Genomic DNA, 25,535 nt, shown 5'->3' with positions numbered 1-25,535 from the left:
CCAGGCGGGGTGCTCCATCGGCAAGAACCCGGCTACCTTTGGGGTGACTTGGGGAGGCGCCGTTGCGGACGCGCAGGAAGCAGCCCGATGTTCCGGCTCCGGACGAACCGTGGAGCGAGATCGTGCCCGGTCTGTGGATGGGAGGGCACGAGTTCGCGGGGCGGACCGGTACAGGGGACGTCGAATTCGCGGTCGTACGCGATGAATTCGATCTGGTGCTCACGCTGCTGCGGCTGCCGGGGTACGGGCCGGACGACGGCGTCGAGCACCATGTGTGGCCGATCCCGGACGGGCCGTTGGACGGTACACAGCTGGCGGGTGTGATGCGGCTGGCGCAGGCCGCGTGCGACGCGCTGGAGGACGGCAAACGGGTCCTCGTCCGCTGCTACAGCGGCTACAACCGGTCCGGTCTGGTCGTGGCGCACGCGCTGATCCGCGACGGGCACTCCGCCGAGGAGGCGATCCGGCTGATCCGCACCCGCCGTTCGCCGTGGGCGCTGCACAACGAGCTGTTCGTGGAGTACCTGCACACGGGACTGCCGACGGTCCGGTTCCTGGAGGAGTTGGAGGAGCTGGCCGAGTAGGGCGGCCTGCGGGACCGACCCGTCACGGAAACAGCACTTGCGCACGAATAGGGTTACGGGATCACAGCCGCCCGACCGCGCCCTCCCGCCCGTCCACGTACCCACACACCCTCCACGTCCCCACACCATCCAACGTACCCACGCCCCCAGGAGTCCCGTGTTCCCCAGCCGCCCCGTGCGTGCTGCCGCCGGCGCGGCGGTCGCCGTGGCCGCCGCCGTGCTGCTGGGTGCCTGCGGCGATTCCGGGGGCCTGGTGAGCGCGGGCGCGACGCCCACCGCGAGCGGCCCGACCCGACTGTGGCCCGGGGAGCCGCCCGCCTCCTCCCCGGCCTACGACTACGGCGAGGCCGAGACGGAGGTCGTCGAGGGCATCGAGGCCCCCGGCGACGACATCCACGAGGTGGACCCGGTGGCCGTCGTACGCGCGGAGATCGCCGCGCACCCCGAGGTGTACGCCGGGTCCGAGGCCCTCTACCACGGGACGACCGAGCGCATGGCCGACTGCGATGAGGGCGGCGAGGGCAAGGTTCGCGCCGAGTGCCCCGTCCTCGCGGCCTACTACCGGGACCTCACCGGTGACGGGCGCGACGACATGGTGCTCGGGTTCCGGCTGCTGCCCGGCAACCAGACGGCGGTGCGGATGTACACGTTCCGGGCGGGCCGGCTGGTGCAGGTGCTGGCCAGCGACGACGCGGTGCTCGCGGTCGAGCTGGCCGGCCGTGCCGTGATCATCCGCTCGCCCGCGGCGATCGTCGGCTACGAGTACCGCACACGGTGGGTCTGGGACCAGGAACAGCTGGCGATGCTGCTCACCCGCGACGAGATCCTGCGGGTGGGCGGATCGGCGCGGCCGTCCCACGCCACCGGGTCGCCGCCGGCCACCACCCCGTCACCTTCGCCCTCGCGTTCCTCCTCCTCCCGCCTGCCCTCCGCCTCGCCCTCCGCCTCGTCGTCGGCGAGTCCGAGGTGAGCGCGGTGAGAGCTTCGCTGAAACGGTTCGGCTTCCCCCGCTGGACCTCCTCGCTCACCTGGAAGGCACTGGCCTTCATCACGGTCATGTGCTGCGGGCTGGCCGCGCTGCTCGGCGCCCTCGTACATGTCTCCGTCACCCACCGGACCGTCAGCGACGCCCGCTCACGGGCGCTCGTCCGGCTCGACGAGGCCGTACGGGCGTACGAGGCCGGGAGCCGGCTGCCGCCCAACGCCGGGATGGATACGCGGGGGCTGCCGAAGGCGCTGCGCGAGCTGGCGGTGAGCGGGCGGCGCGGCACGATGGTCGACGTCGTCGACGGGTACCCCACGATGTGGGCGGCCGCCCCCGCCGACGGCCGCGCCCTCGCCGTGCGGATCGACTACTCGCAGGGCGCGGCCACGATCGAGAACCTCGACCGGGCCATCCTCGGCTCCTCGGCGCTGGCGATCGGGGCGACGCTCGCGGTGGGCGCGCTCGGCGTCACCGGGGTGACCCGGCGGCTGCGCACCACCTCCCAGGTCGCCCGGCGGATCAGCGCGGGCGACCTGGATGCCCGGGTCGGCGATCCCCGTACGACGGATCCGGCGCGGTACCGCGACGAGGTGGCCGCCGTGGCCGCCGCGCTCGACACCATGGCGTCCACGCTCCAGCGGAAGCTGCTCAGCGAGCAGCGGTTCACCGCGGACGTCGCACACGAGCTGCGCACCCCGCTGACCGGGCTGCACGCGGCGGCCGAGCTGCTGCCGGCGGGGCGGCCGACGGAGATGGTGCGGGACCGGGTCGCCGCGTTGCGGACGCTGACCGAGGATCTGCTGGAGATCTCGCGGCTGGACGCGGGGAGCGAGCGGCTGGACCTGGACGCGATACGGCTGGGGCGGCTCGCTGAGCGGGTGGCCGCGAACGCGAGCGGCGACACGGTGATCCGTGTCGTCGAGGACGCGTGTGTGGAGACGGACCGGCGGCGGCTGGAGCGGGTGTTGGGGAACCTGGTGGCCAACGCGCACAAGCACGGGGGGCCTCCGGTGGTGTTGACCGTGGAGGGGTCCGTGGTGGCCGTGCGGGATCACGGGAACGGGTTCCCGGACTATGTGGTGGCCGAGGGGCCTCAGCGGTTTCGTACGGAGGGCTCCGCCAAGGGGCATGGGCTGGGGCTGACGATCGCTGTGGGGCAGGCGGAGGTTCTGGGGGCGCGGTTGGCGTTCTCGAACGCGCCCGACGGGGGTGCGTTGGCTGTCCTGCGGCTGCGGGTCGGTGGGGGCTGATCGCTCCCCCACTCTCGGCGGAGCCGCAGATCAGACGCAGCCCCGCTCCCCTTGAGGGCTGCGCCCTCGGGGACGAATCCCCCGATGGCCCATCGTGAAAGGCGCCCCCTCCGCCCTCCTCCTAATGTGGCGAATAGTCAGGTTCGCCCCCTTCTGGAGGAGCTTCAATGTCCCTGCGGATTCTGCTCATGCGGTTCGGCATAGCCGCCGCCGGCGGTGCTCTGTTGGCGTTCGCGGCCACGACTCCCGCGATCGGCGTCGACCGGGAGGACCCCGGAAAGAAGTACATCGTGAAGGGCGAGGTCACCGCCCGCACCGGCCTGATCCTGCGGAGCGCGCCGACCCGCGGCAGCGCGGTCATCCGGGTCGCGAAGTACGGCGAGATCGTCAAGATCTACTGCAGGGCCCAGGGCCAGAACGTCAACGGCAACCGGCAGTGGTACCTGCTCACCGACGGCACCTGGGCCTGGGGTTCGGCCCGCTACATCGACGCCTGGAAGACGCCACGCTGGTGCTGAGCTGAGCGACAAGGCGCACAAGGCATCCCATTTGGGTAAGTTCCGGGCATGACCACCAAGGCCGGACCGACCCTGGCGGCGGATCCCTCCGACCCGCCTCCGCCCGCCGTACGCCTGCTCCGGCGCCGAGGCGTCGAGTTCACCCTCACCGTCGTCGCCGTCCTGCTCTCCGTGTACGGCTACTGCGCTGTCGGTCTGGCGAAGAACGGCACCGTCCCGCCCGGCGCCACCGATTACGGCGCCGGGCTCGGCATGCTCGCGCTGCTGGCCCATCTGGTGGTGCGGCTGCGGGCACCGTACGCCGATCCGCTGCTGCTGCCGATCGCGGTGCTCCTCAACGGCCTGGGCCTGGTGCTGATCCACCGGCTCGACCTGGAGACGCCGGCCGACCGGGCGGCGCCCGCGCAGCTGAACTGGTCGACGCTCGGGGTGGCGCTGTTCATCACGGTCGTGGCCCTGCTGCGCGACCACCGGGTGCTCCAGCGGTACGCGTACGTCTCGGTGGTGGCCGCGCTGGCGCTGCTGGCGCTGCCGATCCTGTTCCCGCCGGTCAACGGGGCCCGGATCTGGGTGCGGATCGCCGGATTCTCCATCCAGCCGGGCGAGTTCGCGAAGGTGTTGCTCGCGCTGTTCTTCGCCAGCTATCTCGCGGCGAACCGGAACGCGCTGGCGTACGCCGGGCGCCAGATCTGGCGGTTCAAGCGTTTGCAACTGCCCACCGGTCGCGTCCTCGGCCCGATCGTCACCATCTGGCTGCTGAGCGTCGGGGTCCTGGTCCTGGAGCGGGACCTGGGGACCTCGCTGCTGTTCTTCGGGCTGTTCGTGATCATGCTGTACGTCGCCACGGGCCGCACCGGCTGGGTCGCGGTGGGGCTGCTCCTCGCGTGCGTGGGCGCGGTGGCCGTCGGCTGGCTCGAACCCCATGTGCACAGCCGTGTCGAGGACTGGCTGCACCCGTTCGCGTCGATCGAGGCGGGCCAGGGGCCGGGCCAACTCGCCCAGTCCCTCTTCGCGTTCGCCGCCGGCGGGCTGCTCGGCACCGGCCTCGGCCTCGGCCACTCCATCCTGATCGGCTTCGCCGCCAAGTCGGACTTCATCCTGGCCACGGCGGGCGAGGAGCTGGGCCTCGCCGGTCTCGCCGCGATCTTCCTGCTCTACGCCCTGCTGGTGGAGCGCGGCTACCGCACCGGCCTCGCCCTGCGCGACCCCTTCGGCCGCCTCCTGGCCACCGGCCTCGCCTCGATCGTCGCCCTCCAGGTCTTCGTCATCGCCGGCGGCGTCACCGGCCTCATCCCCCTCACCGGCATGGCGATGCCCTTCCTCGCCCAGGGCGGCTCCTCCGTCGTCACCAACTGGATCATCGTGGCCCTGCTGATGCGGCTGAGCGACTCCGCCCGCAGGCAGTACGACCGGTACGACGGCCCGGAGGGCGCAGGCGCATGACCAAGTGCATCCGCCGGGCCGCCGCCCTCTGCGCCCTGCTCCTGCTCGCCCTCCTCGTCAACGCCACCCGCGTCCAGGTCCTCCAGTCCCGCACGTACGACGACAACCCCGCCAACCGCCGCCCGGCGATCGCCCGTTGGGGCCAGCCACGCGGCGACATCGTGGTCGAGGGGCGCCCGGTCACCGGCTCGAAGGACACCGGGGAACAGCTCCGCTTCGAACGGACCTACAGGGACGGCCCGTTGTACGCGCCGGTCACGGGCTTCGCCTCACAGACGTACGGGACGACGTTCCTGGAGCACGCGGAGGACCCCGTCCTCGACGGCAGTGACCCGAGGCTGTCGTTCCTCCCCCTGTGGAACGACATCACCCGCGACCAGAACGCCGGCGGCGAGGTCGTCACCACCCTCCAGGACGCGGCCCAGCGCGCGGCCTACCTGGGACTCGGCGCCCGCCGGGGCGCGGTGGCCGCACTCGAACCGGCCACCGGTCGCGTCCTGGCCCTGGTCTCCCGACCGTCGTACGACCCCGGAGTGCTCTCCGGCAACGGCCCCTCGGTGGCCGAGGCGTGGGCGCGGCTGAACGGGGACGCGGCCAAGCCGATGCTCAACCGGGCGGTACGGCAGACGTATCCGCCGGGTTCGACCTTCAAGGTGGTGACGGCCGCGGCGGCGCTGGACGCCGGGGTGGTCAGGGACCTCGACGCCCCCACCCGCTCCCCCGCCCCGTACACCCTGCCGGGCACCACGACGTCCCTCTCCAACGAGGTCGAGGGCTGCGAGAACGCCTCCCTGCGCTACGCCTTCGAGTGGTCCTGCAACACGGTCTTCGCCAAGCTGGGCGTGGACGTGGGCCTCGGCGCCATGACGGACACGGCCCGGGGCTTCGGCTTCAACAACTCGGGCCTGCGGATCCCCTTCTCCGTCGCCCCCAGCAGCTTCAACACCCGGATGGACCGGGCCCAGCTCGCCCTCTCCTCCATCGGCCAGTACGACACCCGCGCCACCCCTCTCCAGATGGCCCTCGTCACGGCCGCCGTCGCCAACGGGGGCTCGGTCCGGTCGCCGTACCTCGTCGAACGCACCACCACGGCCACCGGACGCACCGTCGCCACCTCCGGCACACGCACCCTCCGCCAGGCCATGAACCCCGCCACCGCGAGGCGTCTGCGCGAGCTGATGCGCGCCGTGGTCGAGAACGGCACCGGCGCCAACGCCGCCATCCGCCACGCCACCGTCGGCGGCAAGACCGGCACCGCCCAGCACGGCATCGGCAACTCCGGCACCCCCTACGCCTGGTTCATCGGCTGGGCCCAGTCCGACGACGCGGTCGAACCCCAGGTGGCCGTAGCGGTGGTCGTCGAGGACGCGGAGGCGGTACGGGGGGACATCAGCGGGGGCGGGGACGCGGCACCGATCGCGAGGGAGGTGATGAGGGCAGTACTCGAAGCCGACGATCAGGTGCAGCGCTCCTTCAGGGGCGGGGAACCGCGCGACCAGGCCCCACCGGGCGCGCGCCTGACGAACCACGACCACCATCTGAGATAAGGGCTGTGGCCACCGCCCCCGCCCGACCTATCGTTCGGTACGTGAATCCCGCCGCGTACGAACTCGCCCAGGTCAACATCGCCCGCCTCCAAGCACCCCTGGACTCCCCCCAGTTGAAGGACTTCGTCGACGCTCTGGACCCGGTGAACGCGGTAGCCGACACCTCGGACGGCTTCGTCTGGCGCCTCCAGAGCGACTCCGGCAACGCCACGGACATCCCCGTCCTCGGCGACGAGTGGCTGGTCGTCAACATGTCGGTCTGGCGCGACTGCGACGCCCTGACGGCCTTCATGTACCAGGGCCGGCACCGGGAACTGCTGTCCCGCAGGCGGGAGTGGTTCGAGCGCCCGGCCGAGGCGGTCACCACCCTGTGGTGGGTACCGGCCGGCCACCACCCCACCGTTGCCGAAGCGGAGGAACGCCTCCTCCACCTCCGGGCCCACGGCCCGACCCCGTACGCCTTCACCCTGCGCACGACGTTCCCGGCGAGCCCGGCGGGGCCCGTCGTGCCGGACGCCGCTGCCCTCAGCTGATCCGCTGCCGTATCTCGGACCGCACCTGAAGGGTTCGCTCGGCGAAGGCCTCCACGTCCACGTCCTCGGCGTCCTGCCCGACGCTCGCGCCCGTGAGCTCCGCGATGGACGCCCCGGTGTTGCCGTCCGCCCAGGCGCAGATCGGGTACGTGATCTCGCTGCCGGCCCGCTTCTGAGCCACGACCTGGCAGCTGATGGTGATGTCCGAACCGCCGGGGGTGTAGTCCGCGGGCGGCACGACGACCGTGATCGTGCCGGCCTCGCCCGCGCCCTTCAGCATGTTGTCGCGGGCGGCGTCGGTGTTCTTGAACCGGCCGTACATGCCCGAGACGATCAAGGCACCCTCGGCCCCGTCGGCCAGGGGCGTGTACTGCCCGATGGTGGCCTTGACGTCGCGGGCGTCCCACGCCCCCTCCGCCTCCTCCTCCAGCTGCCGCCCCGACGGGTGGGAGAGATCCTTGGCCAGCTCGTACTCGCCGTCCAGCACGGTGTCGGGCAGCGTCAGCCGGTACTCGGCCTCCGGGAAACCGCTCGTGCTCTGCGTCCCGACGGCCCACAGCCCCACCGCGCCGACCACCACGAGAGCGACGACCCCGCCCACGATGCCGAGGACAAGGCCTACCCGGCTCTTCGGGGACGGCGGAGGCTGCCACCCGGCCGGGTACGGCTGACCGTACTGCTGCTGGGGGTACGGCTGCTGACCGTACGGCTGGGGCTGCGGTGGATACGGCTGCCCGTAGGCCCCCTGGTGCGGCGGCTGCGGCGGCCGGCCGTACGGGTACTGGGGCTCGGGCTGAGGCTGCTGTGGCGGCGGAGGCATGGACACGCCAGAACGCTACTGCAGGTGGCGGAACCGTCAGGAACCGGCCACCCCTCCCTCCTCACCGGCTCGCCCGCCGCCCTCTCACCCGTCGCCACCCGCCCCCTCATCGATCGCCGCCCGCACCTCGGCCACCCGCTCCCGCTCCTCCGCCGCGAAGCGCTCGGCGTCCAGCTTCTCCGCGATCTCCTCGTCCTGGGCCATGAGCAGATCCAGGTTCGAGTCGCCCATCTCCAGGACGCCCATGTCGACGTAGGCCTGTTGCAGGCGCTTGCCCCACAGGCCGATGTCCTTGACGCAGGGGACGATGCGGCTGAAGAGGAGCTTGCGGAAGAGCGCGAGGAACTCGGAGCGCTCGCTGATCTCCTCGGCCTCCGCCCTGGGGATGCCGAAGTTCTCCAGGACCTCGACCCCGCGCAGCCGGTCGCGCATCAGGTAGCAGCCCTCGATGACGAACTCCTCGCGTTCGCGCAGTTCGGCGTCGGTGAGCTGCCGGTAGTGGTCGCGGAGGGCCATGCGGCCGAAGGCCACGTGCCGGGCCTCGTCCTGCATGACGTAGGCGAGGATCCGCTGGGGCAGCGGCTTGTCGGTGGTGTCGCGGATCATGCCGAAGGCGGCGAGGGCGAGGCCCTCGATGAGCACCTGCATGCCGAGGTACGGCATGTCCCAGCGGGAGTCGCCGAGGGTGTCGTCGAGGAGAGCCCGGAGGTTGTCGTTGATCGGGTAGAGCATCCCGATCTTCTCGTGCAGGAAGCGGCCGTAGATCTCGGCGTGCCGGGCCTCGTCCATGGTCTGGGTGGCGGAGTAGAACTTCGCGTCGAGATCGGGGGCGGACTCGACGATCCGGGCCGCGCAGATCATGGCCCCCTGCTCGCCGTGCAGAAACTGGCTGAACTGCCAGGAGGCGTAGTGCTTGCGCAGTTCGCCCTTGTCGCGCTCGGTCAACTTGGCCCAGTACGGCGTGCCGTACAGGCTCATGGCCTCGTCCGGGGTGCCGAGCGGATCGTACGGATCCACCTCCAGCTCCCAGTCGATGCGCCGCTGCCCGTCCCACTGTTTGTCCTTGCCCTTCTGGTAGAGGGCGAGCAGGCGTTCGCGGCCGTCGTCGTACTCCCAGCTGAACCGTGCCGCTCCGCTCGCGGGCACCGTCCACCGGGACTCTCCGGGGTCGTTCGCGTACAGCTCGTGCGTCGGCATACCTCGCACCGTCACACGGGGCAGACGGGTCGTCAACAAGTGCCGCACAAGGGATTGACGACCTTGCTGACAAGTAGTCTCATAACCCGTGACCGCCGGTAACTCCCTGAATTCCCGTACGAGGAGCTGCGACAGCCATGACTACGGTGCCCTCGGTGAACCCCGTGACCTCGTCGGACTCCGTGTCCGAAGCGGAGGTTCTGCGCGACGCGCTCGGGCTCCTCAAGGACCGGGAGCAGGTGGCCGAGCGGCTGCTCGTCTCCTCCGCGAAGCACTCCTTCGACCCGGACAAGGAGCTGGACTGGGACGCGCCGTTCGAGGAGGGCAAGTGGTTCTGGCCGCCGGAGCTGGTGTCCCTGTACGGGACGCCGCTGTGGCGGCGGATGTCGGAGGAGCAACGGATCGCGCTGTCCCAGCACGAGGCGGCGGCGCTGGCCTCCCTCGGTATCTGGTTCGAGATCATCCTGATGCAGCTGCTCGTGCGGCACATCTACGACAAGGCCGCGACCAGCGCGCACGTCCGCTACGCGCTGACCGAGATCGAGGACGAGTGCCGGCACTCGAAGATGTTCGCCCGGCTGATCAGCAAGGGCGGCACCCCGTACTACCCGGTGAGCCGGCTGCACCAGAACCTGGGCCGCGTCTTCAAGACGATCTCGACGACCCCCGGCTCCTTCACCGCGACCCTCCTCGGCGAGGAGATCCTCGACTGGATGCAGCGCCTGACCTTCCCCGACGAGCGGGTCCAGCCGCTCCTCCGGGGCGTCACCCGCATCCATGTCGTCGAGGAGGCCCGGCACGTCCGCTACGCCCGTGAGGAGCTGCGCCGCCAGATGGTGACGGCCCCCCGCTGGTCCCGGAGCTTCACCCGGGTCACCTCCGGCGAGTTCGCCCGCGTCTTCGCCGTCGCCTTCATCAACCCGGACGTCTACTCGAACGTCGGCCTCGACCAGCGTGAGGCCGTCGCGCAGGTGCGGGCCAGCGCCCACCGTCGCGACATCATGCGGACCGGCGCGAAGCGGCTGACGGACTTCCTGGACGACATCGGGGTCCTCCAGGGTGTCGGGCGCCGTATGTGGAGGTCGTCGGGGTTGCTGGCGTAGCCCTTCACGGCCGGCCGCGTCAGGGGTGGGTGGTGCGGTGCATTGGCGGGTGCGGGTGGGTGGGGGCTGGTCGCGCAGTTCCCCGCGCCCCTGAAAAGACCAGGCCCTGCGGGCCTGAAGGCAACGGCCCTGCGGGCCGAAAAGCACGGGGCGCAGCCCCTGCTTTTCAGGGGCGCGGGGAACTGCGCGAGCAACCACACACCGCCCGCACCCGCCGACACACAGACGCTCCCACCCCCTGACGCGATCTCGACCAATCAACCCCCACGCCCCCCGACTACGCTGCGAGGTATGACGTCCGAGGCCCCCACCCGCGCGTACCGCCGACTGAGTGTGGAAGAGCGGCGCAGCCAGCTGCTGGACGCGGCGCTGGAGCTGTTCGCGCACCACGCGCCGGAGGACGTCTCCCTCGACGACGTGGCGGAGGCGGCCGGGGTCTCCCGCCCCCTCGTCTACCGCTACTTCCCCGGCGGCAAGCAGCAGCTCTACGAGGCGGCCCTGCGCTCGGCCGCCGAGGAGCTGGAGCAGTGCTTCGACGAGCCGGCCGAGGGCCCCCTCACCAGCCGTCTGTCCCGCGCCCTCGACCGCTACCTGGCCTTCGTGGACGAGCACGACACCGGCTTCAGCGCCCTCCTCCAGGGCGGCAGCGTCGTGGAGACCTCCCGGGCGACCGCCATCGTGGACGGCGTCCGGCGGGCCGCCGCGGACCACATCATCCGGCATCTGGACGTGGCCGAGCCCGGCCTCCGGCTGCGCATGACCGTCCGCATGTGGATCACCTCCGTCGAGGCCGCCTCCCTCATCTGGCTCGACGAGGGCAAGCAGCCGGACGTCGGCGAACTCCGCGACTGGCTCGTCGAACAGTTCGTCGCCTGCCTCCTCGCCACCGCCGGCCGCGACTCCCAGACCGCCGCCGTCATACGGCACGCCCTCACCGTCGAGACCCCCGCGGGCGCCGTCGGCACCCTGGCCCGCCGCATCCTCCCCGTGGTCGGCGACGCCGCCCACCTGCTGTGACACTGGTCCGGTGAAGAGCCAAGACACCCCCTTCGTGGGCGGCCCCCTCGACGGGCGCGTCCTGCCCGTGCTGCTCGGCATCACCGGGCACCCCCCGAAGACGTACCGGATCCCCGTGCCCGACGCGGCCGGCGGCCCCCCGACCGTCCTCGTCTACCGCCGGGTCGACGCCGGCCGGGGCGGCTTCATGCACCAGCTGTGGAAGTACGAGTACGCCCCCGACGCGGACCCCGGCCGACGCCTGAAGTGGCCCTGGTCCAAGCCGAACGGCGCGACCGGTCCCGACACCCGGGACACCCCGGACGGGCAATCCGCCACGCCGCCCGCGAAGCCGCGCCCCACCGACGAGTGACCCCCGTGCGCCGAACGGTCCACCCGGCGCGCGCCCGCCCCCCACTTCCCCCATCCTGCCGATGCGAGGTGGACGGCCCACCCCGGCACCGGAGGTGATGGCGTGTCAGGAAGGCTTCTGCGCCTGGTCAGTACGGCAGCGGTCACGGTGCTCACGGCCGGCGCCCTCCTCACCACGGCGCCCACACCGGTCATGGCCGCGCCGGAACCCCCCGCCGCCAACGACGGCACCGGCGTGGACGCGGAGACAGACGTGGCCACGCAGACCGGCACCGGCACCGGCACCGAGACCGCCTCCCCCGACAACCGCTCGATCGCCGGCCTCCTCACCGATCTCCAGCGGCTCCATCGCGAGGCCGAGGAGGCCACCGAGGCGTACAACGCGACCGACGAGGAGCTGGCCAAGCAGCGGGCCGAGGTGGCGAAGCTGGACCGGCGGCTCGTGGCGGCCCGCCTCTCCCTGCACGACAGCCGGGGCGCGGCCGGCCGGCTGGCCCGCCAGCAGTACCAGAACAGCAGCACCGCGCTCTCCCCGTACGTACGGCTCCTCCTCGCCCGCGACCCGCACCGGGCGCTGGAGCAGGGCCATGTGATCGGGCAGGTCGCGCGGGAACGGGCCGACACGGTCGAGCGGCTGGTCGGCAGCGAACAGGACTCCGACGCGCTCGCCCGCAAGGCCCGCGCGGCCCTCGACCGGCAGCTCACCCTCACCGAGCGCCGCAAGAAGGAACGCGACGACGTACGCGACCGCCTGGCCGAGGTGGAGAAGCTCCTCGCCTCCCTCACCGCCGAACAGCTCGCCGACATCGAGAAATTGGAGAAGGACCGCACGGCGGAGGCCCAGCGGGACCTCGTCGCCTCCGGGGCCCTCAGCACCGTACGCCCGCCGACCCGCACCGGCGCGAAGGCCCTGCGCCACGCCGTCGCCCAGCTGGGCAAGCCCTACGAGTGGGGCGCCGAGGGCCCGAAAACGTACGACTGCTCAGGCCTCACCTCACAGGCCTGGTCCCGAGCGGGCCGCCCCATCCCCCGCACCAGCCAGGAACAGTGGGCCCGACTCCCCCGGGTCCCCCTGGACCAGCTCCGTCCGGGCGACCTGGTCGTCTATTTCCCGAAGGCCACCCACGTGGCCCTCTACCTGGGCGACGGCCTGGTCGTCCAGGCCCCCCGCCCCCACGCGAGGATCAAGGTCTCCCCCATCGCGGCCAACCCGGTCCTCGGCGCAGTACGCCCGGATCCCCAGGAGAAGCCCTTGAAGGAGTTCACGCCCCCGAAGCTCCCGGCCGGGGCGCGGGAGGGCTCGGACGAGGGCTACGACGCTTGGTGAGACGAGGGGCCCGCTGTCTTTCCGGGGCGGGCGGGAGTGTCGATATGCGGCTCCGCCCCGTGGGCGCGAACAGCCATGAGCAACCCGCACCCACAGGACGACGAGGCCCCACGGCGCCCAGTGCCGCGGCACTAGGATCCCGCGACCTCCGACAGATACGCCTCCGCCTTCTCCGCCTCGAAGAAGTAGTTCTCGAAATCCGCCGGATCGTCGAACCCGTTGGCGAACCGGTCAGCCACCCGCGGCAACGCCCCCGCCGCACCGATCAGATTCAGCACATGCTCCGGCGGCACGCCGAGCATGGCGTTGGTCCACTTGGTCGTCGGCGCCGCCGTCTGAGCCCAGTACCGCTCGAACGTCCGGCGCATCCAGACCTCGTCGAACTCCTTCTCCCCATGCTCGACGATCGCCTGCAGATACGTTGCTGCGCACTTGGCCGCCGTATTGGATCCCTGCCCCGTGACGGGATCATTGGCGACGACGACATCGGCCACGCCGAGGACGACCCCACCGCCGGGCAAGTGGGCGACGGGCTCGCGCACCACAGGGGTGTACCGGCCCGCCAGCACGCCACCCGCGTCGGTCAGTTCGACGTCACGCGCTCGCGCCGCCTCCCACGGAGTGAACCGCTCCATGAGTTCCAGAGTCAGGGAGAGGTGTTCGGCCGGGTCGGCGACGCCCTCGAAGACGTCCAGCGGGCCGCCGGGTATGCCCTCCCAGAACAGGATGTGGGCCGGCCCTGAGGTCGTGAGCGTCGGCATGACGAAGAGCTCGCCGACGCCGGGGACGAGGTTGCAGCGGACCGCCTCGTAGTCGGGGTGCTCTGGGCGGGGGCCGAGGCCGTGGACATAGGCGACGGCGAGGGCGCGCTGCGGCTGGGTGAAGGGGGAGCGCGCGGCGTCGCGCGCGAACATGGAGACCAGCTCGCCCTTGCCCGCCGCGACGAGCACCAGGTCGTAGACGCGGGAGAAGTAGTCGAGGTCGGAGACGGCCGCGCCGTGGATCACGAGCTGACCGCCACGCTGGGCGAAGGTGTCCATCCAGCCGGCCATCTTGACCCGCTGGTCGACGGACTGGGCGTATCCGTCGAGGCTGCCGACCCAGTCGATGACACGCTCCGAGCCCGGCCCGGCGACGGAGACGCCGAGCCCTTCGATCTGCGGGGCCTGGGACTCCCAGAAGTTCAGCTGGAGATCGCGCTCGTGCTGGAGGGCGGTGTGGAACATGCACTGCGTCGACATGACCCGGCCCTGGCGGATCTCGTCCGCCGTGCGGTTGGACATCAGGCTGACCTCGTAGCCGTGCGACTGGAGGCCGAGGGCGAGCTGGAGCCCGGACTGGCCGGCTCCGACGACGAGAATCTTCCGCATCCGGACAGGTCTCCTGGTTCGTCCGTGTCGTCCCCGCTGGGAGGGACTACTCGGGGGTGACGGATATCGCGTGCGCGCACAGCGCCAGCAGGGTCTCCATCGCCGAGACCCGGCTGCGCGCGTCCATGATCATGACAGGTACATGCGCGGGCACGGTCAAGGCGTCCCGTACGTCCTCCGGGTCGAACCGCACACTGCCGTCGAACTCGTTGACAGCGACGACGTACGGCAGTCCGCAGCTCTCGAAGTAGTCGAGCGCGGGGAAGCAGTCGCCGAGGCGGCGGGTGTCGGCGAGGACGACCGCGCCGATCGCGCCGCGCACCATGTCGTCCCACATGAACCAGAACCGCTCCTGGCCGGGCGTGCCGAACAGGTAGAGGACCAGGTCGTCGTAGAGGGTGATGCGGCCGTAGTCCATGGCCACGGTGGTGGTCAACTTGTCCGGCGTCGCGGAGAGGTCGTCCGTGGCGGCGCCGGCCTCGGTCATCAGCGCCTCGGTCTTGAGGGGGGTGATCTCGGAGACCGCGCCGACGAAGGTGGTCTTGCCGACGCCGAAGCCGCCCGCCACCACGATCTTCGTGGCGATGGGGGCCCGGGAGAGGTCGGACTGCCAGGGTTTCAGCTCCTCCTCGGGCTCCGCCCCGGGCGCGACGGCGTCCACCACGACGCGGGGGGCGTCGGCCCGAGGAGCGGGCACGTCGATTCGGGGAGCGTCCGCGTCGACATCGACGCGGGGGGCGTCGTCGTCGACGCCCGGGGTGACGCCGGGCGAGGCGTCGGGGGTGACGCCAGGCGAGGCGGCGTCAGAGACGGCGGAGTCCACTCAGCACCCTTTCCAGCAGAGCGCGGTCCGGCTGTCCCGGTCCGTGACCTGTTCCGTACACACGGATCTTTCCCTGGTCCGCGAGATCGCTGAGGAGGACGCGGACCACACCGAGCGGCATTTTCAGCAGCGCGGCGATCTCCGCCACCGTCCGCATACGGCGGCAGAGTTCGACGATGGCCCGCATCTCGGGCATCACCTTGGTGTTGAGTGAACCATTCGCCAACTCGCGCCGCTCCGCCGGGGCTTCGAGTACGGCGACGAACGTCTCCACGAGCAGGACGTGACCGAAGCGGGTCCGGCCGCCGGTGAGCGAGTAGGGGCGTACGCGGGCGGGTTTGCGGTCGCCGCCGCGCACGGGGAGTTTCCTGGCGCCCTTCGGCGCGGCCGGCCGCTTCGCCTGACCGGTCTCGGGGGCGCGCGCCTCGCTCTTCTTCTGGCCGCTCATCGGCTGCTCCCGGCCGCCTCGGCCTCCAGGGACTTACGGAGTTCGCTGCGGAGTTCCGGGGTGAGGACGTGGCCGGCCCGGCCGACGAAGAGCGCCATGTGGTACGCCACCACACTCATGTCGCAGTCGGGGGCGCCGTGCACGCCGAGCAGCGAGCCGTCGCTGATCGACATCACGAAGAGGCTGCCCTCGTCCATCGCGACCATCGTCTGCTTGACCCCGCCGAACGCCATCAGCTTGGCGGCGCCGATGGTGAGGCTGCCGATGCCGGAGACGATGGTGGCCAGGTCGGCGGCCGAGCCCCGGGGGCCCTGGGGCCGCTCGTCCTGGGCCTGGCGGGCCTCGGCGTTTCTGCCGGGGTCGGAGGAGAGCAGCAGCAGGCCGTCGGAGGAGACCACCGCGACCGACAGCAGTCCCGGCACCTCCTCGACGAGGTTGGTCAGCAGCCAGTGCAGGTTACGGGCTTCACTGCTCAGTCCGAAGGTAATGGGCGCGGTCAACTGCTTTCCTCCTCGGAAGTGCCCCCCGTGGTGTCAACTGCCTCTGTCCGGTACTCATGTGTCACGGGCATCCGCGTCTCGCCCGACTGCTCGGCGATCTCCGCCTCGACGTCGCGGCGCCCCTCCTTGGCCCCCTGGTGGAAGCCGCCGAGCCGACGGCGCAGCTCCTCGGCGTTCACGCCCCCGAGCCGTGGCCTCGGAGTCGTGGGCGTGTGCGTGGTGATCCTGGGCGTGCGCTTGGGCAGACCCTTGTCGGTGAGACGCGGGGTCTCCTCCGCCCCGGCCCGTGACACCTCCGCCGGGCGCGCCGCGTCCCCTTCGTCGGCGGCGCGCTCATGGGTGTCGGGTTCCCTCGTGTACGGGTCGTCGGCGTCCTCTTCGTCGATGTCCTCGTCGGCGGCCGTCCCCGGGGCCACCGGAGCGAAGAGCTCCATCGTCGTCTCGGACACGGACTCGGCCCGGCCCCGGGGTGCGTCGTCTTCCGGTACGACGGTCCCGGCGGCCTCCGCCGCTTCGGCGGCCGTCCCCACGGCCTCCGACGCCAGCAGTGCCCGCTCGGCCGCCTCGATGAGCGGGTCGCCGTCGCCCTCCGGCTCGCGTACGGCGACGGGACGGCCGGGCAGGACGTTCGAGTTGGCCTCGGCGTCGGCACCCGGCAGGGAGAGCACGGGTGTGATCACGCCCGTTGTGACCGCCGTGCCCACGGGCACGGCGGGCGTGGGGGCCAGCAGCCCCCTGGGCAGGACGACGACCGCGGCGGTGCCGCCCGGGCCGTGCTCCTGGAGCCGTACGGGGGTGCCGAGCCGGTGGGCGAGGCGGGCGACGACGTACAGGCCGAGGCCGAGTCCCTCGCCGTTCTCCTTGTCGTAGGGCGCCTCGGGGTCGAAGTCGGTGAGGCGGGCGTTGAGCTTCGCGAGCCGGTCGGGGGCGACACCGATGCCGCCGTCCTGGACGGAGAGGGTGATCTCGCCGTTCTCCATCAGCCAGCCGGAGACCTCGACGGACATCTCCGGCGGCGAGAACGACGTGCCGTTCTCCAGGAGTTCGGCGAGGAGGTGGCTGAGGTCGTCGGCGGCGAACCCGGCGACGTGCGCGCCCGGCGGCAGCTCGGCGATGCGGACGCGTTCGTAGCGCTCGATCTCGCTGACCGCGGCGCGGACGACGTCGACGAGCGGGACGGCTCCGGCGTGGTGCTGGACGTGCTCGTGGCCGGCCAGGACGAGGAGGTTCTCGCTGTGGCGGCGCATGACGGTCGCGAAGTGGTCGAGCTTGAAGAGGGTGGCGAGCCGGTCGGGGTCCTGCTCGCGCTCCTCCAGGGCCTCGATGACGGCCAGCTGGCGCTCGACGAGGCCGAGGGTGCGCAGCGCGAGGTTGACGAAGGTGGCGTGGACGCTGTGCTGGACCTTCGTCAGATGGGCGGTGGCCTCGGCGAGTTCGGCGCGCAGCCGGTCGCGGTCGTCGGCCATGGTCCGGCGCTGGCCGATGAGGTGCTTGCGGTCGCCCTCCAGCGGCGCGAGCCGCTCGTGCAGGGCGAGGGCGTGCGCGTGGAGCGCGTTGACGGAGCGTACGACCTGGGCGAACTCGTCGTTGCGGCCGGTGAACTTGACCGGTTCCTCGGTGGCCGGGTCGCCGGCGACGCGGGCGGAGCCGATGCGCAGCACCGCGAGCGGGCGGGTGAGGGAGCGGGCCATGCCGGTGGCGACGCCGACGGCGAGGAGCATCAGGGCGCCGAGGACGGCGATCCGGATCTCCAGGGCGGTGACGTCCTCGTCGCGCAGCTGGGCGAGGTCCTTGGTGCGCCGGTCGTAGAGGGAGGACTCGGCGCCGCGCATCAGGTCCACGCGGGCGGAGAGCGCCGCGTCGACCTTCTTCGCGCTGGTGCCCGCCTCTCTGTCGGAGAGCGTGGGCTGGTCCGTGAGGCCCGTCAGGTACTTGTCGGCGGTGTCGGCCTCGGGGCCGGTGACCGTGGCGTCGTACGAGGAGCGGGTGGCGGCGGGCGCGGTCTCGCGGAAGTGGGCGAGGGCGGCGTCGGAGCGGACGCGGGCCTGCTGGGCGGCGGCGGTGAGGCTGTCGCGCTGTTTCTCGTCCGCGGCTGAGGCGCCGGTCGTGGTGGTGGGCAGCCCGGTGGTCGGGTCGATGACCGTCTGGGTGGTCGTCGGGACGCTGAGCGCGGCGACGAGCAGACCGCGGGCGGCGGCGGCCTGCTGGACGGCGGTGTCGAGCTCGGCCAGCGCGTACGCGCCGCCGCCCGCCCGGGGCGGCAGCTGCTCGGCCAGTTCCTCGGCGAGGGCGTGGAGTTCGGTGACGACGGCGGTGTACGCCTGGTGCGCTTCGAGAGCGGTGCTCTTCCCCGAGAGCGCCGCTTCCCGTACGCCGGCGATGGACTCGGCGCTCTCGATGGTCTCCCGCCGCGCGGCGGAGGTGTCGGTGTCCGCACTCAGTTCCTGGACCTGGCGGTCGACGCGGTCGGCGCGCTGCTCGCTGGGCGCGGCCGACCTGGGCCGCCCGGCGGCGATGTACGCGGTGATCTCGTCACGCTCGTCGGCCAGCGCGTGCGCGAGGGTGAGCGTCTCCTGGGTCCGCCCGGCGAGCGTCACCAGGCTCTGGGTGTCGTGCAGTTGCTCCGAGGCGGCGAGGATCGAGGGTGCCCCCGCGCCCGCTATGGCGGCGGCGACGACGGCCACGGCGACGATGAGCCGGTTGCGTACGTGCGCCTTCCGTCCGGTGCCGACGGTGGGGGCCTGCGCCTGTGCCGTCCCCTGCTGGTTCGGGGAGGCCGCGGAGGCCTTCGAAGCTGCCTGCTTGCCTGCGCGCCGAGGCCGCGTCTTCTGCACCGGTGCTCGCATTCCTGACTCGTTTACCCATGGGCCCGGGTGACGTTCCGTCAACTTGTGAGCGTCCCCCCGGTACGGCTCCCGACCCTCCCAGTGCCGGTGGGCGGTGGTCCCGCATCATCAGTCCCGCCACCCGAAGGAGTGAACATCCCATTGGAGTTGGCGGGCAAGTTCCTCCGGCTCGCGCCGATGCCCCGCACCGCGGGCCGGTTGGACGTCGGCGACGCGCTTTGACAGTATTCGCCGCCGCGCTTCACCGCTCACGATCATTCCATGCCAAACCCGGCGTCCGGCTTGGAGGGTCCTGTTCGTACGGCAACCATTGTCGGCCTTTCGTCGATCTCATGGAGGGCTCGTGCAGACTGGCCGAATGCGCACTGAAGTCGTCTCGGAGCCCGGAGACCCCCTTCGCCCCAACGAGGACTTCGCGTCGGTCGCCCTGCCCGCGGGAGGACAGGGCGGCGCCCTCGTCCTCCTCGACGGCGTGACGCCGCCGCCCACCGGCTACGGCTGTCGGCATTCGGTCGCATGGTTCACTTCCCGCCTCGGCGGCACCCTGACCGAACTGTCCGTTTCGGAACGGGATTCGCCGTTGCCCGACGTCCTCTCACAGGCCATTTCTCGTACCGCCCGAACCCACGGCCAAACCTGTGACCTTTCTCACCCACGCACCCCACAGGCCACAGTGGTCCTGGCCCGCTGGTCCACGGAGACCGTGGAGTACCTGGTCCTCTCCGACTCGGCCCTGCTGTTCGAGCGACCGGACGGCACGGTGACGGCGGTCCTGGACGACCGGCTGTCCCGGCTGCCGAGGGCCTCCCTGGCCACCGCCGCCATCGCCGACTCGACGGTCCGGAACAAGGAGGGCGGCTTCTGGACCGCGGCCGCGGATCCCGGGGTCGCCGCGCGTGCGGTGACGGGGGTCGTACCTCGCGAGGAGGTCCGTTCGCTGGTCGCGTTGACGGACGGGGCGAGCCGCTGGGTGGAGAGGTTCCGGGAGGGGGGCTGGGCGGACTGCTTCACCTTCGTACGGAAGGCGGGGGCGTGGGGGTTGGTGCGGCGGGTGCGGCAGCTGGAAGTCGCCGCCTCAGAGCGGGAGTTCCTGGGGCGGGGCAAGACACACGACGACGCGAGCGTGGTGTTCGCGGAGTTGTGAGGCTCCCCTCCTCAGCTCTCCACTCCTCGGTTCAACTGGTGCAGCAGCCTTGCCAGTTCGGCCACCTCGTCACGGTCCCATCCCGCCAGCTGCCGTACGTACGCTCCCCGCCGGGCGTCCCGGACCGCCCGGAAGCGTGCCCGGCCCTCCTCCGTGAGGTGGACGAGCCAGGCGCGGCCGTCGGCGGGGTCGGGTTCGCGGGCGATGAGGCCGAGGTGTTCGAGAGCGCGGAGCTGACGGGACATGGTGGCCTTGCCGACGCCGATGTAGGCGGCGAGTTCGGTGGCGCGGAGGCGGCCGGTCTCGTCGAGGCGGGCGAGGAGGCCGTAGGCGGCGGACTCCAGGTCGGGATGGACGGCCCGGGCCATCTCGCCGGACTTGGCGCGGGCCCGCCGCAGCAGGACCGTCAACTCCCGCTCCAGCGCCAGGAAGGCCTGGTCCATACCACTCACCGGCATGCTGAACCCGACTCCGCCGCCGTCGCCGTTTCCGCCCTCGTCGTGCACGTCAGCGCTCCTGATTCCGATGATTTCGATTCCGGGTTCCTGAAGGTTTCCGCCCAAGGCCGCCATTGCGGGCAGCGCCGCTCAGTATTTCGCAGGCGCGGGCCGACGCCGACCGCCCCGCCCTGCCCGGTCCGGTCCGCACTCCCCTGGCGCGTCCGTGCGCGGGGAAGGCCCGGTCTCCCTCACGGGAGCCGGGCCTTCCACCGTCCGATGGTGTCCGTCACGTCACCACCAGAGCCTGGGGAAACCGCCGCCCGGGGGTCAGGCGGCCACCGGCACCTCCACCTCGGCCGGGGCCAGCGCCAGCTCCAGGACCTGGCGGACGTCGGTGACCGCGTGGACGTCGAGCTTGTCGAGGACCTCGGCGGGGACGTCGTCGAGGTCGGCCTCGTTGCGCTTGGGGATGATGACGGTGGTGACGCCCGCCCGGTGCGCGGCGAGCAGCTTCTGCTTCACGCCGCCGATGGGCAGGACCCGTCCCGTCAGCGAGACCTCACCGGTCATCGCCACGTCCGTACGGACGAGCCGGCCGGACAGGAGCGAGGCGAGGGCCGTCGTCATGGTGACGCCGGCGCTCGGACCGTCCTTGGGGACCGCGCCCGCCGGGAAGTGGATGTGCACGCCCCGGTCCTTGAGGTCGGCGACGGGCAGCTCCAGTTCGGCGCCGTGCGAGCGCAGGAAGGAGAGGGCGATCTGCGCGGACTCCTTCATGACGTCGCCCAGTTGGCCGGTGAGGGTGAGCCCTGCCGCGCCCGTCTCCGGGTCGGCCAGCGACGCCTCGACGTAGAGAACGTCGCCGCCCGCGCCGGTGACCGCGAGCCCGGTCGCGACACCCGGTACGGCCGTACGCCGCTCCGCCGGGTCCTGGGCCGACTCGGGCACATGGTGCGGACGCCCGATGAGACCGCGCAGATCCTCGTCCCCGACGGTGAACGGCAGCTCCCGCTGCCCCAGTTCGTGCTGGGCCGCGACCTTGCGGAGCAGCCGCGCGACGGATCGCTCCAGGTTCCGTACGCCCGCCTCGCGCGTGTACTCACCGGCGAGCTTGCGCAGCGCGCTCTCGTCGAGGGTGACCTCGTCGGCGCCGAGCCCGGCGCGCTCCAGCTGCCGGGGCAGCAGGTGGTCGCGGGCGATGACGACCTTCTCGTCCTCGGTGTACCCGTCGAGCCGGACGAGCTCCATCCGGTCGAGCAGCGCCTCCGGGATCGCCTCCAGCACATTGGCGGTGGCGAGGAAGACGACGTCGCTGAGGTCCAGCTCCACCTCCAGGTAGTGGTCCCGGAAGGTGTGGTTCTGGGCGGGGTCGAGGACCTCGAGCAGCGCGGCGGCCGGGTCGCCCCGGAAGTCGGAGCCCACCTTGTCGATCTCGTCGAGCAGGACGACGGGGTTCATGGAGCCCGCCTCCTTGATGGCGCGGACGATACGTCCGGGCAGGGCGCCCACGTACGTACGCCGGTGCCCGCGGATCTCCGCCTCGTCCCGTACGCCGCCGAGCGCGACCCGGACGAACTTGCGCCCCATGGCGTGCGCCACGGACTCGCCGAGGCTGGTCTTGCCGACACCGGGCGGCCCGACGAGGGCGAGCACGGCACCCCCGCGCCGACCACCGACGACACCCAGCCCCCGCTCCGCGCGCCGCTTCCGCACGGCGAGGTACTCGGTGATGCGCTCCTTCACGTCCTCCAGCCCCGCGTGCTCGGCGTCGAGCACCCGCTGGGCGCCCTGGATGTCGTACGCGTCCACTGTCCGCTCGTTCCACGGCAGTTCGAGAACGGTGTCGAGCCAGGTCCGGATCCATCCGCCCTCGGGCGACTGGTCGCTCGACCGCTCCAGCTTGTCGACCTCCTTGAGCGCGGCCTCCCGTACGTTCTCCGGCAGATCGGCGGCCTCTACGCGCGCCCGGTAGTCGTCGGACTCCTCGCCGTCCTGTTCGCCGTTCAGCTCGCGCAGTTCCTTGCGGACGGCTTCGAGCTGCCGCCGCAGCAGGAACTCGCGCTGCTGCTTCTCGACGCCCTCCTGGACGTCCTTGGCGATGGTCTCGGCGACATCCTGCTCGGCGAGGTGGTCACGCAGCAACTGGGTGGCGAGCTTCAGCCGGGCGACGGGGTCGCCGGTCTCCAGGAGCTGGATCTTCTGCTCGGTGGTGAGGAAGGGCGAGTAACCGGAGTTGTCGGCGAGCGCGGACACGTCGTCGATCGCCTGCACCCGGTCCACGACCTGCCAGGCGCCGCGCTTGCGCAGCCAGCTGGTGGCAAGCGCCTTGTACTCCTTGACGAGTTCGACGACCTGCCCGGGCAGCGGCTCCGGAACACTCTCGTCGATCCGTGCCCCCTCGACCCACAGGGCGGCACCGGGCCCGGTGGTCCCGGCCCCGATCCGCACGCGTCCGAGTGCGCGAATGAGCGCCCCGGGGTCTCCATCCGCCAGCCGCCCGACCTGCTCGACGGTTCCGAGCACACCCGTGCTCGCGTACGCCCCGTCGATCCGCGGCACCAGCAGCACCTTCGGCTTCCCGGGCTCCGCCCGTGCCGCCGCCTGCGCGGCCTCCACCGCGGCCCGTACATCCGTGTCATTGAGGTCCAGCGGCACCACCATTCCGGGCAGCACGACCTCTTCGTCGAGCGGCAACACGGGCAGGGTGAGCGGAGCGGACGTCGAAGCCATGATCTCTCCCTAGGCAGTCAAGTTGAGCTATGCCGACTCAATGCGCATGAGCCGAGGAATGTTCCCCGAGAGTCCGGGCGTTCGCTGTGGGCGATCATCCGGCGTGTTCTGCGGCGGCGAATCCCGCGAGTTGCAGACCGAACCCTGCGAGGGATCCCGCGAGGTCTGAGGTGACCTTGCGAGATAGATGCCGATAGCGCGGCGTGATCCAGTGACTACATGCCGCACCCGGCGGCGTGGCCCACTACCGGCGACGACGCCGGCCCGGCGACTGGCACGCCGCAGCCCCTCGCAACCTCTTCAACCGCATGATCGGCCGGCTCGGTCGCGCCGCCCGACACCCAGTACGATCGTATGTCATACGTTCGTACTACCATAGGGGCGCCGTCGGCCGATGGCAAGTGGTTCACGTCCGGCGATCCGACTGCGATTCGAGGCCAGCTGTCGGCGAGGGCCCGCCCCATCGCGTCCACGACAGCCGACAGGGGCGCGGGCCGCGCGGGCCGCCCGAACCAGTTGCGGGCGTGCGGCTGGTCCGTCGCGGCGCCGGCGTCCCGGGCGAGCGCCACCACGTACGTGCGTTACGCGCCGGGCGCCCCGTTCCAACCGGACCCGCCCGAGGGCTACACGGCGTCGCCGCAGGACCCCCGCGAAGCGTCGACGGCACCCCTCGAAGCACCGACGGGGGTCGCGCACGCCTCAATCCTCGTAATAGTCTTGTGGCACTCTCACCCATTACAAAGGCGGGGGTTGTCATGGACGGAATCGTGCGGGCCTGGATCGACGGATGGGTCGTGTCGCGTGGTGCGGCGCCACCGGTGGAGGAGCCCTGGGGCTGCACGATCGACATGGGAACGGCCCAGCACGTCACCCGCCATGTCTTCGGCGCGACGAACGACGAGGTGGAGGAGGCGGCCGTCCGGAAGGTCGCGGGCGCCGTCACCGGTGCCGGGACCTGGCTCAAGGTCTTCGCGGAACGGTCGACGGTGGCCCCCTGGCTGGGCGAGGGCTGGTGGGTCGACCCCGAGCCGGGCTACCTGATGTCCGTGCGACTGAGGGCGCACGAGGCCCCGGCCGCCGTGCCCGACGGCTACCGGCTGCGCACCTGGTCGCGCGGCGGTGTCACCCGGGTGATGGTCGCCGCGCCGGACGGCTCCTGGGCCGCACGCGGCCAGATCGCCCCGACCGGGGCCACGGCGGTCGTCGACCGGATAGAGACCTCCGCGGACCACCGCCGCCGCGGCCTCGGCACCCTCGTCATGCGGACCCTCACCCACACCGCGCTCGGACAGGGCGCGGAGGTGGGGGTGTTGGGCGGAACACCGGACGGGCGGGCGCTGTACGAGTCCTTGGGCTGGACGGTGGTGGCCCCGCTGACGAGCGCGAAGTTCACGGGGCGACCGTGAGCGATGGGCGTAAAGGGGAAGGGCGTGGCCTCGGGGTGGGCGGCAGCCGCCGCGGGCGTGTGGGTCGGGCGGTCCGGGCGGGCGCGCCGGTCGGGTACCGCGGACTCCTGCGCAGACAGGGAGTCGATCCGAGTCCTTGCCGAGTCCGGCTTCCAAGGGCCTCAGTATGTTCGCGCACCGGCGCGAGCCACCCCCGGGCTTCTGTTCCTCCACCCGCACAGCGACCACTTCCGGCTGCCCCAGCCCCGAGAGCCCTACGGAGCCTCCGCGTCGATCCCCCGCGACACCCGCTCCGCATACGCCCGGAACCGCCCCGCCATGTCGAACCCCTTCGGATCCAGCACCCACTGGATCTGCAGCCCGTCCATCACGGCGGCCAGCTCCTGTGCGACGGCCACGACATCCGTGTCGGCCCGCAGCTCACCGGTGTCCACGCCCCGCCGCAGCGCCCCGGCGACGGTGTCCACGACTTCGGCGTACCGCTTGACGAAGTACGCGTGGGCGGGATGCCCGGGGTCGCCCGCCTCGGCGGCCAGGACGTTGAACATGCGGGTACGGCCGAGCCGCGTGCTGTTGTACTCGGCGAGTTTCACGAGCGCCGCGAACATCTGGGCCGCCGACTCGAACTCCCGTGAGAAGAACCGTTCCCGATCGGTCTGGTCTATGCGCTCCAGCACTTGGACGAGAAGGTCCCCCTTGCTGCGGAAGTGATGCAGCAGCCCGCCCTGGGTGATGCCGACGTCCTTGGCGATGCGGGCGAGCGAGGAGGCGTGGAAGCCCCACTGGGCGAAGTGCTCGACGGCCGCGTCGAGAATACGAAGCCGCCGCTCGTCACCGACGGCGTACGAACCACGCGCGCCGGCCCCCTCCGGCTTACGCCCGCCGGACCCGTCCGGCTTACGCCCGCCGCCCCCCTCCGGCTCACGCCCGTCGGCCCCCTCCGGTCTCCGCGCGCCGCCCCCGTCCGGCTTGGGCCCGCCGGACCCCTCTGACCTCCGGTTCCGCACCATGCCCGCCACCCTAGCGGCCCCGCACCCCCCTGCGGTGCGGCCTCGAAGGGCCGTGCGGACCGGCGGTTACACGAGTCAACCCCACCCTTCTTTCAAGCCATCTGCCGCGTGATTGTGGCCACTTGACCAAAACCTAGTACCCA

23 protein-coding genes are annotated in these 25,535 nt (G+C 71.7%); 13 read left to right on the top strand and 10 right to left on the bottom strand.

Annotation, left to right across the window (positions count from 1 at the left end):
• The first annotated feature begins 62 nt into the window (after positions 1 to 62).
• The 7 genes from JIX55_RS34205 (at position 63) to JIX55_RS34175 (ending at position 6,860) form a co-directional block, all read left to right on the top strand.
• Positions 63 to 584, top strand: coding sequence for a protein-tyrosine phosphatase family protein (locus tag JIX55_RS34205; RefSeq protein WP_257567090.1), 522 nt, complete (start codon positions 63 to 65; stop codon positions 582 to 584).
• 157 nt (positions 585 to 741) lie between these two features.
• The gene (locus JIX55_RS34200) at positions 742 to 1,554 is read left to right on the top strand and encodes a hypothetical protein (RefSeq protein WP_257567089.1); all 813 of its coding nucleotides are present in this window, start codon (positions 742 to 744) and stop codon (positions 1,552 to 1,554) included.
• Entirely contained in the window at positions 1,551 to 2,819 is a 1,269-nt protein-coding gene (locus tag JIX55_RS34195; RefSeq protein ID WP_257567088.1) for a sensor histidine kinase, read from the top strand. The genes JIX55_RS34200 and JIX55_RS34195 overlap by 4 nt, the downstream gene beginning before the upstream one ends.
• A 167-nt stretch (positions 2,820 to 2,986) precedes the next feature.
• On the top strand, positions 2,987 to 3,337 hold the full coding sequence (locus JIX55_RS34190) for an SH3 domain-containing protein (protein WP_257567087.1): 351 nt from the start codon (positions 2,987 to 2,989) through the stop codon (positions 3,335 to 3,337).
• Positions 3,338 to 3,385: 48 nt separating this feature from the next.
• Complete coding sequence (locus tag JIX55_RS34185; RefSeq protein WP_257567086.1) at positions 3,386 to 4,780, top strand: FtsW/RodA/SpoVE family cell cycle protein; 1,395 nt, start codon at positions 3,386 to 3,388, stop codon at positions 4,778 to 4,780.
• The gene (locus tag JIX55_RS34180; protein ID WP_257567085.1) at positions 4,777 to 6,327 is read left to right on the top strand and encodes a penicillin-binding transpeptidase domain-containing protein; all 1,551 of its coding nucleotides are present in this window, start codon (positions 4,777 to 4,779) and stop codon (positions 6,325 to 6,327) included. The genes JIX55_RS34185 and JIX55_RS34180 overlap by 4 nt, the downstream gene beginning before the upstream one ends.
• Before the next feature lie 41 nt (positions 6,328 to 6,368).
• The gene (locus JIX55_RS34175) at positions 6,369 to 6,860 is read left to right on the top strand and encodes a DUF3291 domain-containing protein (protein ID WP_257567084.1); all 492 of its coding nucleotides are present in this window, start codon (positions 6,369 to 6,371) and stop codon (positions 6,858 to 6,860) included.
• Here JIX55_RS34175 and JIX55_RS34170 read toward each other — a convergent pair.
• Both JIX55_RS34170 and JIX55_RS34165 read right to left on the bottom strand, forming a co-directional pair.
• Positions 6,853 to 7,680: a hypothetical protein gene (locus tag JIX55_RS34170; RefSeq protein WP_257569579.1), complete on the bottom strand. Its 828-nt coding sequence runs from the start codon at positions 7,678 to 7,680 to the stop codon at positions 6,853 to 6,855. The two genes, JIX55_RS34175 and JIX55_RS34170, sit on opposite strands and share 8 nt — an antisense overlap.
• Positions 7,681 to 7,764: 84 nt before the next feature.
• On the bottom strand, positions 7,765 to 8,877 hold the full coding sequence (locus JIX55_RS34165) for a ferritin-like domain-containing protein (protein ID WP_257567082.1): 1,113 nt from the start codon (positions 8,875 to 8,877) through the stop codon (positions 7,765 to 7,767).
• A gap of 137 nt (positions 8,878 to 9,014) precedes the next feature.
• Between JIX55_RS34165 and JIX55_RS34160 the strand changes: the two genes are divergently transcribed.
• From JIX55_RS34160 to JIX55_RS34145, 4 genes are all read left to right on the top strand, one after another.
• Positions 9,015 to 9,980 carry an AurF N-oxygenase family protein gene (locus JIX55_RS34160; protein ID WP_443046590.1) on the top strand — a complete coding sequence of 322 codons (966 nt, stop codon included), beginning with the start codon at positions 9,015 to 9,017 and terminating at the stop codon, positions 9,978 to 9,980.
• A gap of 291 nt (positions 9,981 to 10,271) precedes the next feature.
• Positions 10,272 to 10,997 carry a TetR/AcrR family transcriptional regulator gene (locus JIX55_RS34155; protein WP_257567081.1) on the top strand — a complete coding sequence of 242 codons (726 nt, stop codon included), beginning with the start codon at positions 10,272 to 10,274 and terminating at the stop codon, positions 10,995 to 10,997.
• Between the two features lie 10 nt (positions 10,998 to 11,007).
• Positions 11,008 to 11,349: a hypothetical protein gene (locus JIX55_RS34150; RefSeq protein ID WP_257567080.1), complete on the top strand. Its 342-nt coding sequence runs from the start codon at positions 11,008 to 11,010 to the stop codon at positions 11,347 to 11,349.
• A gap of 102 nt (positions 11,350 to 11,451) precedes the next feature.
• Positions 11,452 to 12,675: a C40 family peptidase gene (locus JIX55_RS34145; protein ID WP_257567079.1), complete on the top strand. Its 1,224-nt coding sequence runs from the start codon at positions 11,452 to 11,454 to the stop codon at positions 12,673 to 12,675.
• 131 nt (positions 12,676 to 12,806) lie between these two features.
• Here the strand turns inward: JIX55_RS34145 and JIX55_RS34140 are convergent, their stop codons facing one another.
• From JIX55_RS34140 to JIX55_RS34120, 5 genes are all read right to left on the bottom strand, one after another.
• Positions 12,807 to 14,045, bottom strand: a complete 1,239-nt coding sequence (locus JIX55_RS34140) for a styrene monooxygenase/indole monooxygenase family protein (RefSeq protein WP_257567078.1) — start codon at positions 14,043 to 14,045, stop codon at positions 12,807 to 12,809.
• Positions 14,046 to 14,091: 46 nt separating this feature from the next.
• On the bottom strand, positions 14,092 to 14,709 hold the full coding sequence (locus tag JIX55_RS34135; protein WP_257569577.1) for a GTP-binding protein: 618 nt from the start codon (positions 14,707 to 14,709) through the stop codon (positions 14,092 to 14,094).
• Between the two features lie 139 nt (positions 14,710 to 14,848).
• Positions 14,849 to 15,316: a DUF742 domain-containing protein gene (locus JIX55_RS34130; RefSeq protein WP_257567077.1), complete on the bottom strand. Its 468-nt coding sequence runs from the start codon at positions 15,314 to 15,316 to the stop codon at positions 14,849 to 14,851.
• Positions 15,313 to 15,816 (bottom strand): roadblock/LC7 domain-containing protein, encoded by a 504-nt coding sequence (locus JIX55_RS34125; protein WP_257567076.1) that lies wholly within the window; start codon positions 15,814 to 15,816, stop codon positions 15,313 to 15,315. The genes JIX55_RS34130 and JIX55_RS34125 overlap by 4 nt, the downstream gene beginning before the upstream one ends.
• On the bottom strand, positions 15,813 to 18,662 hold the full coding sequence (locus JIX55_RS34120) for a sensor histidine kinase (RefSeq protein ID WP_257567075.1): 2,850 nt from the start codon (positions 18,660 to 18,662) through the stop codon (positions 15,813 to 15,815). The genes JIX55_RS34125 and JIX55_RS34120 overlap by 4 nt, the downstream gene beginning before the upstream one ends.
• A gap of 358 nt (positions 18,663 to 19,020) precedes the next feature.
• On the opposite strand from JIX55_RS34120, the gene JIX55_RS34115 reads away from it, so the two are divergent.
• Positions 19,021 to 19,806: a protein phosphatase 2C domain-containing protein gene (locus JIX55_RS34115; protein ID WP_257567074.1), complete on the top strand. Its 786-nt coding sequence runs from the start codon at positions 19,021 to 19,023 to the stop codon at positions 19,804 to 19,806.
• Between the two features lie 11 nt (positions 19,807 to 19,817).
• Here the strand turns inward: JIX55_RS34115 and JIX55_RS34110 are convergent, their stop codons facing one another.
• Positions 19,818 to 20,312 carry a MarR family winged helix-turn-helix transcriptional regulator gene (locus JIX55_RS34110; RefSeq protein WP_257567073.1) on the bottom strand — a complete coding sequence of 165 codons (495 nt, stop codon included), beginning with the start codon at positions 20,310 to 20,312 and terminating at the stop codon, positions 19,818 to 19,820.
• A 261-nt stretch (positions 20,313 to 20,573) separates the two neighbouring features.
• Entirely contained in the window at positions 20,574 to 22,976 is a 2,403-nt protein-coding gene (gene lon, locus JIX55_RS34105) for an endopeptidase La (protein WP_257567072.1), read from the bottom strand.
• 755 nt (positions 22,977 to 23,731) lie between these two features.
• On the opposite strand from lon, the gene JIX55_RS34100 reads away from it, so the two are divergent.
• The gene (locus JIX55_RS34100; RefSeq protein WP_257567071.1) at positions 23,732 to 24,382 is read left to right on the top strand and encodes a GNAT family N-acetyltransferase; all 651 of its coding nucleotides are present in this window, start codon (positions 23,732 to 23,734) and stop codon (positions 24,380 to 24,382) included.
• A 254-nt stretch (positions 24,383 to 24,636) separates the two neighbouring features.
• On the opposite strand, the gene JIX55_RS34095 is transcribed toward JIX55_RS34100, so the two are convergent.
• Positions 24,637 to 25,392: a TetR/AcrR family transcriptional regulator gene (locus JIX55_RS34095; protein WP_257567070.1), complete on the bottom strand. Its 756-nt coding sequence runs from the start codon at positions 25,390 to 25,392 to the stop codon at positions 24,637 to 24,639.
• Positions 25,393 to 25,535: the final 143 nt, after the last annotated feature.

The organism is Streptomyces sp. DSM 40750 (assembly GCF_024612035.1).
Lineage (GTDB): Bacteria > Actinomycetota > Actinomycetes > Streptomycetales > Streptomycetaceae > Streptomyces.
The sequence above is the reverse complement of the archived record's forward strand: the minus strand, read 5'-3'. Positions and strand labels throughout refer to the sequence as shown.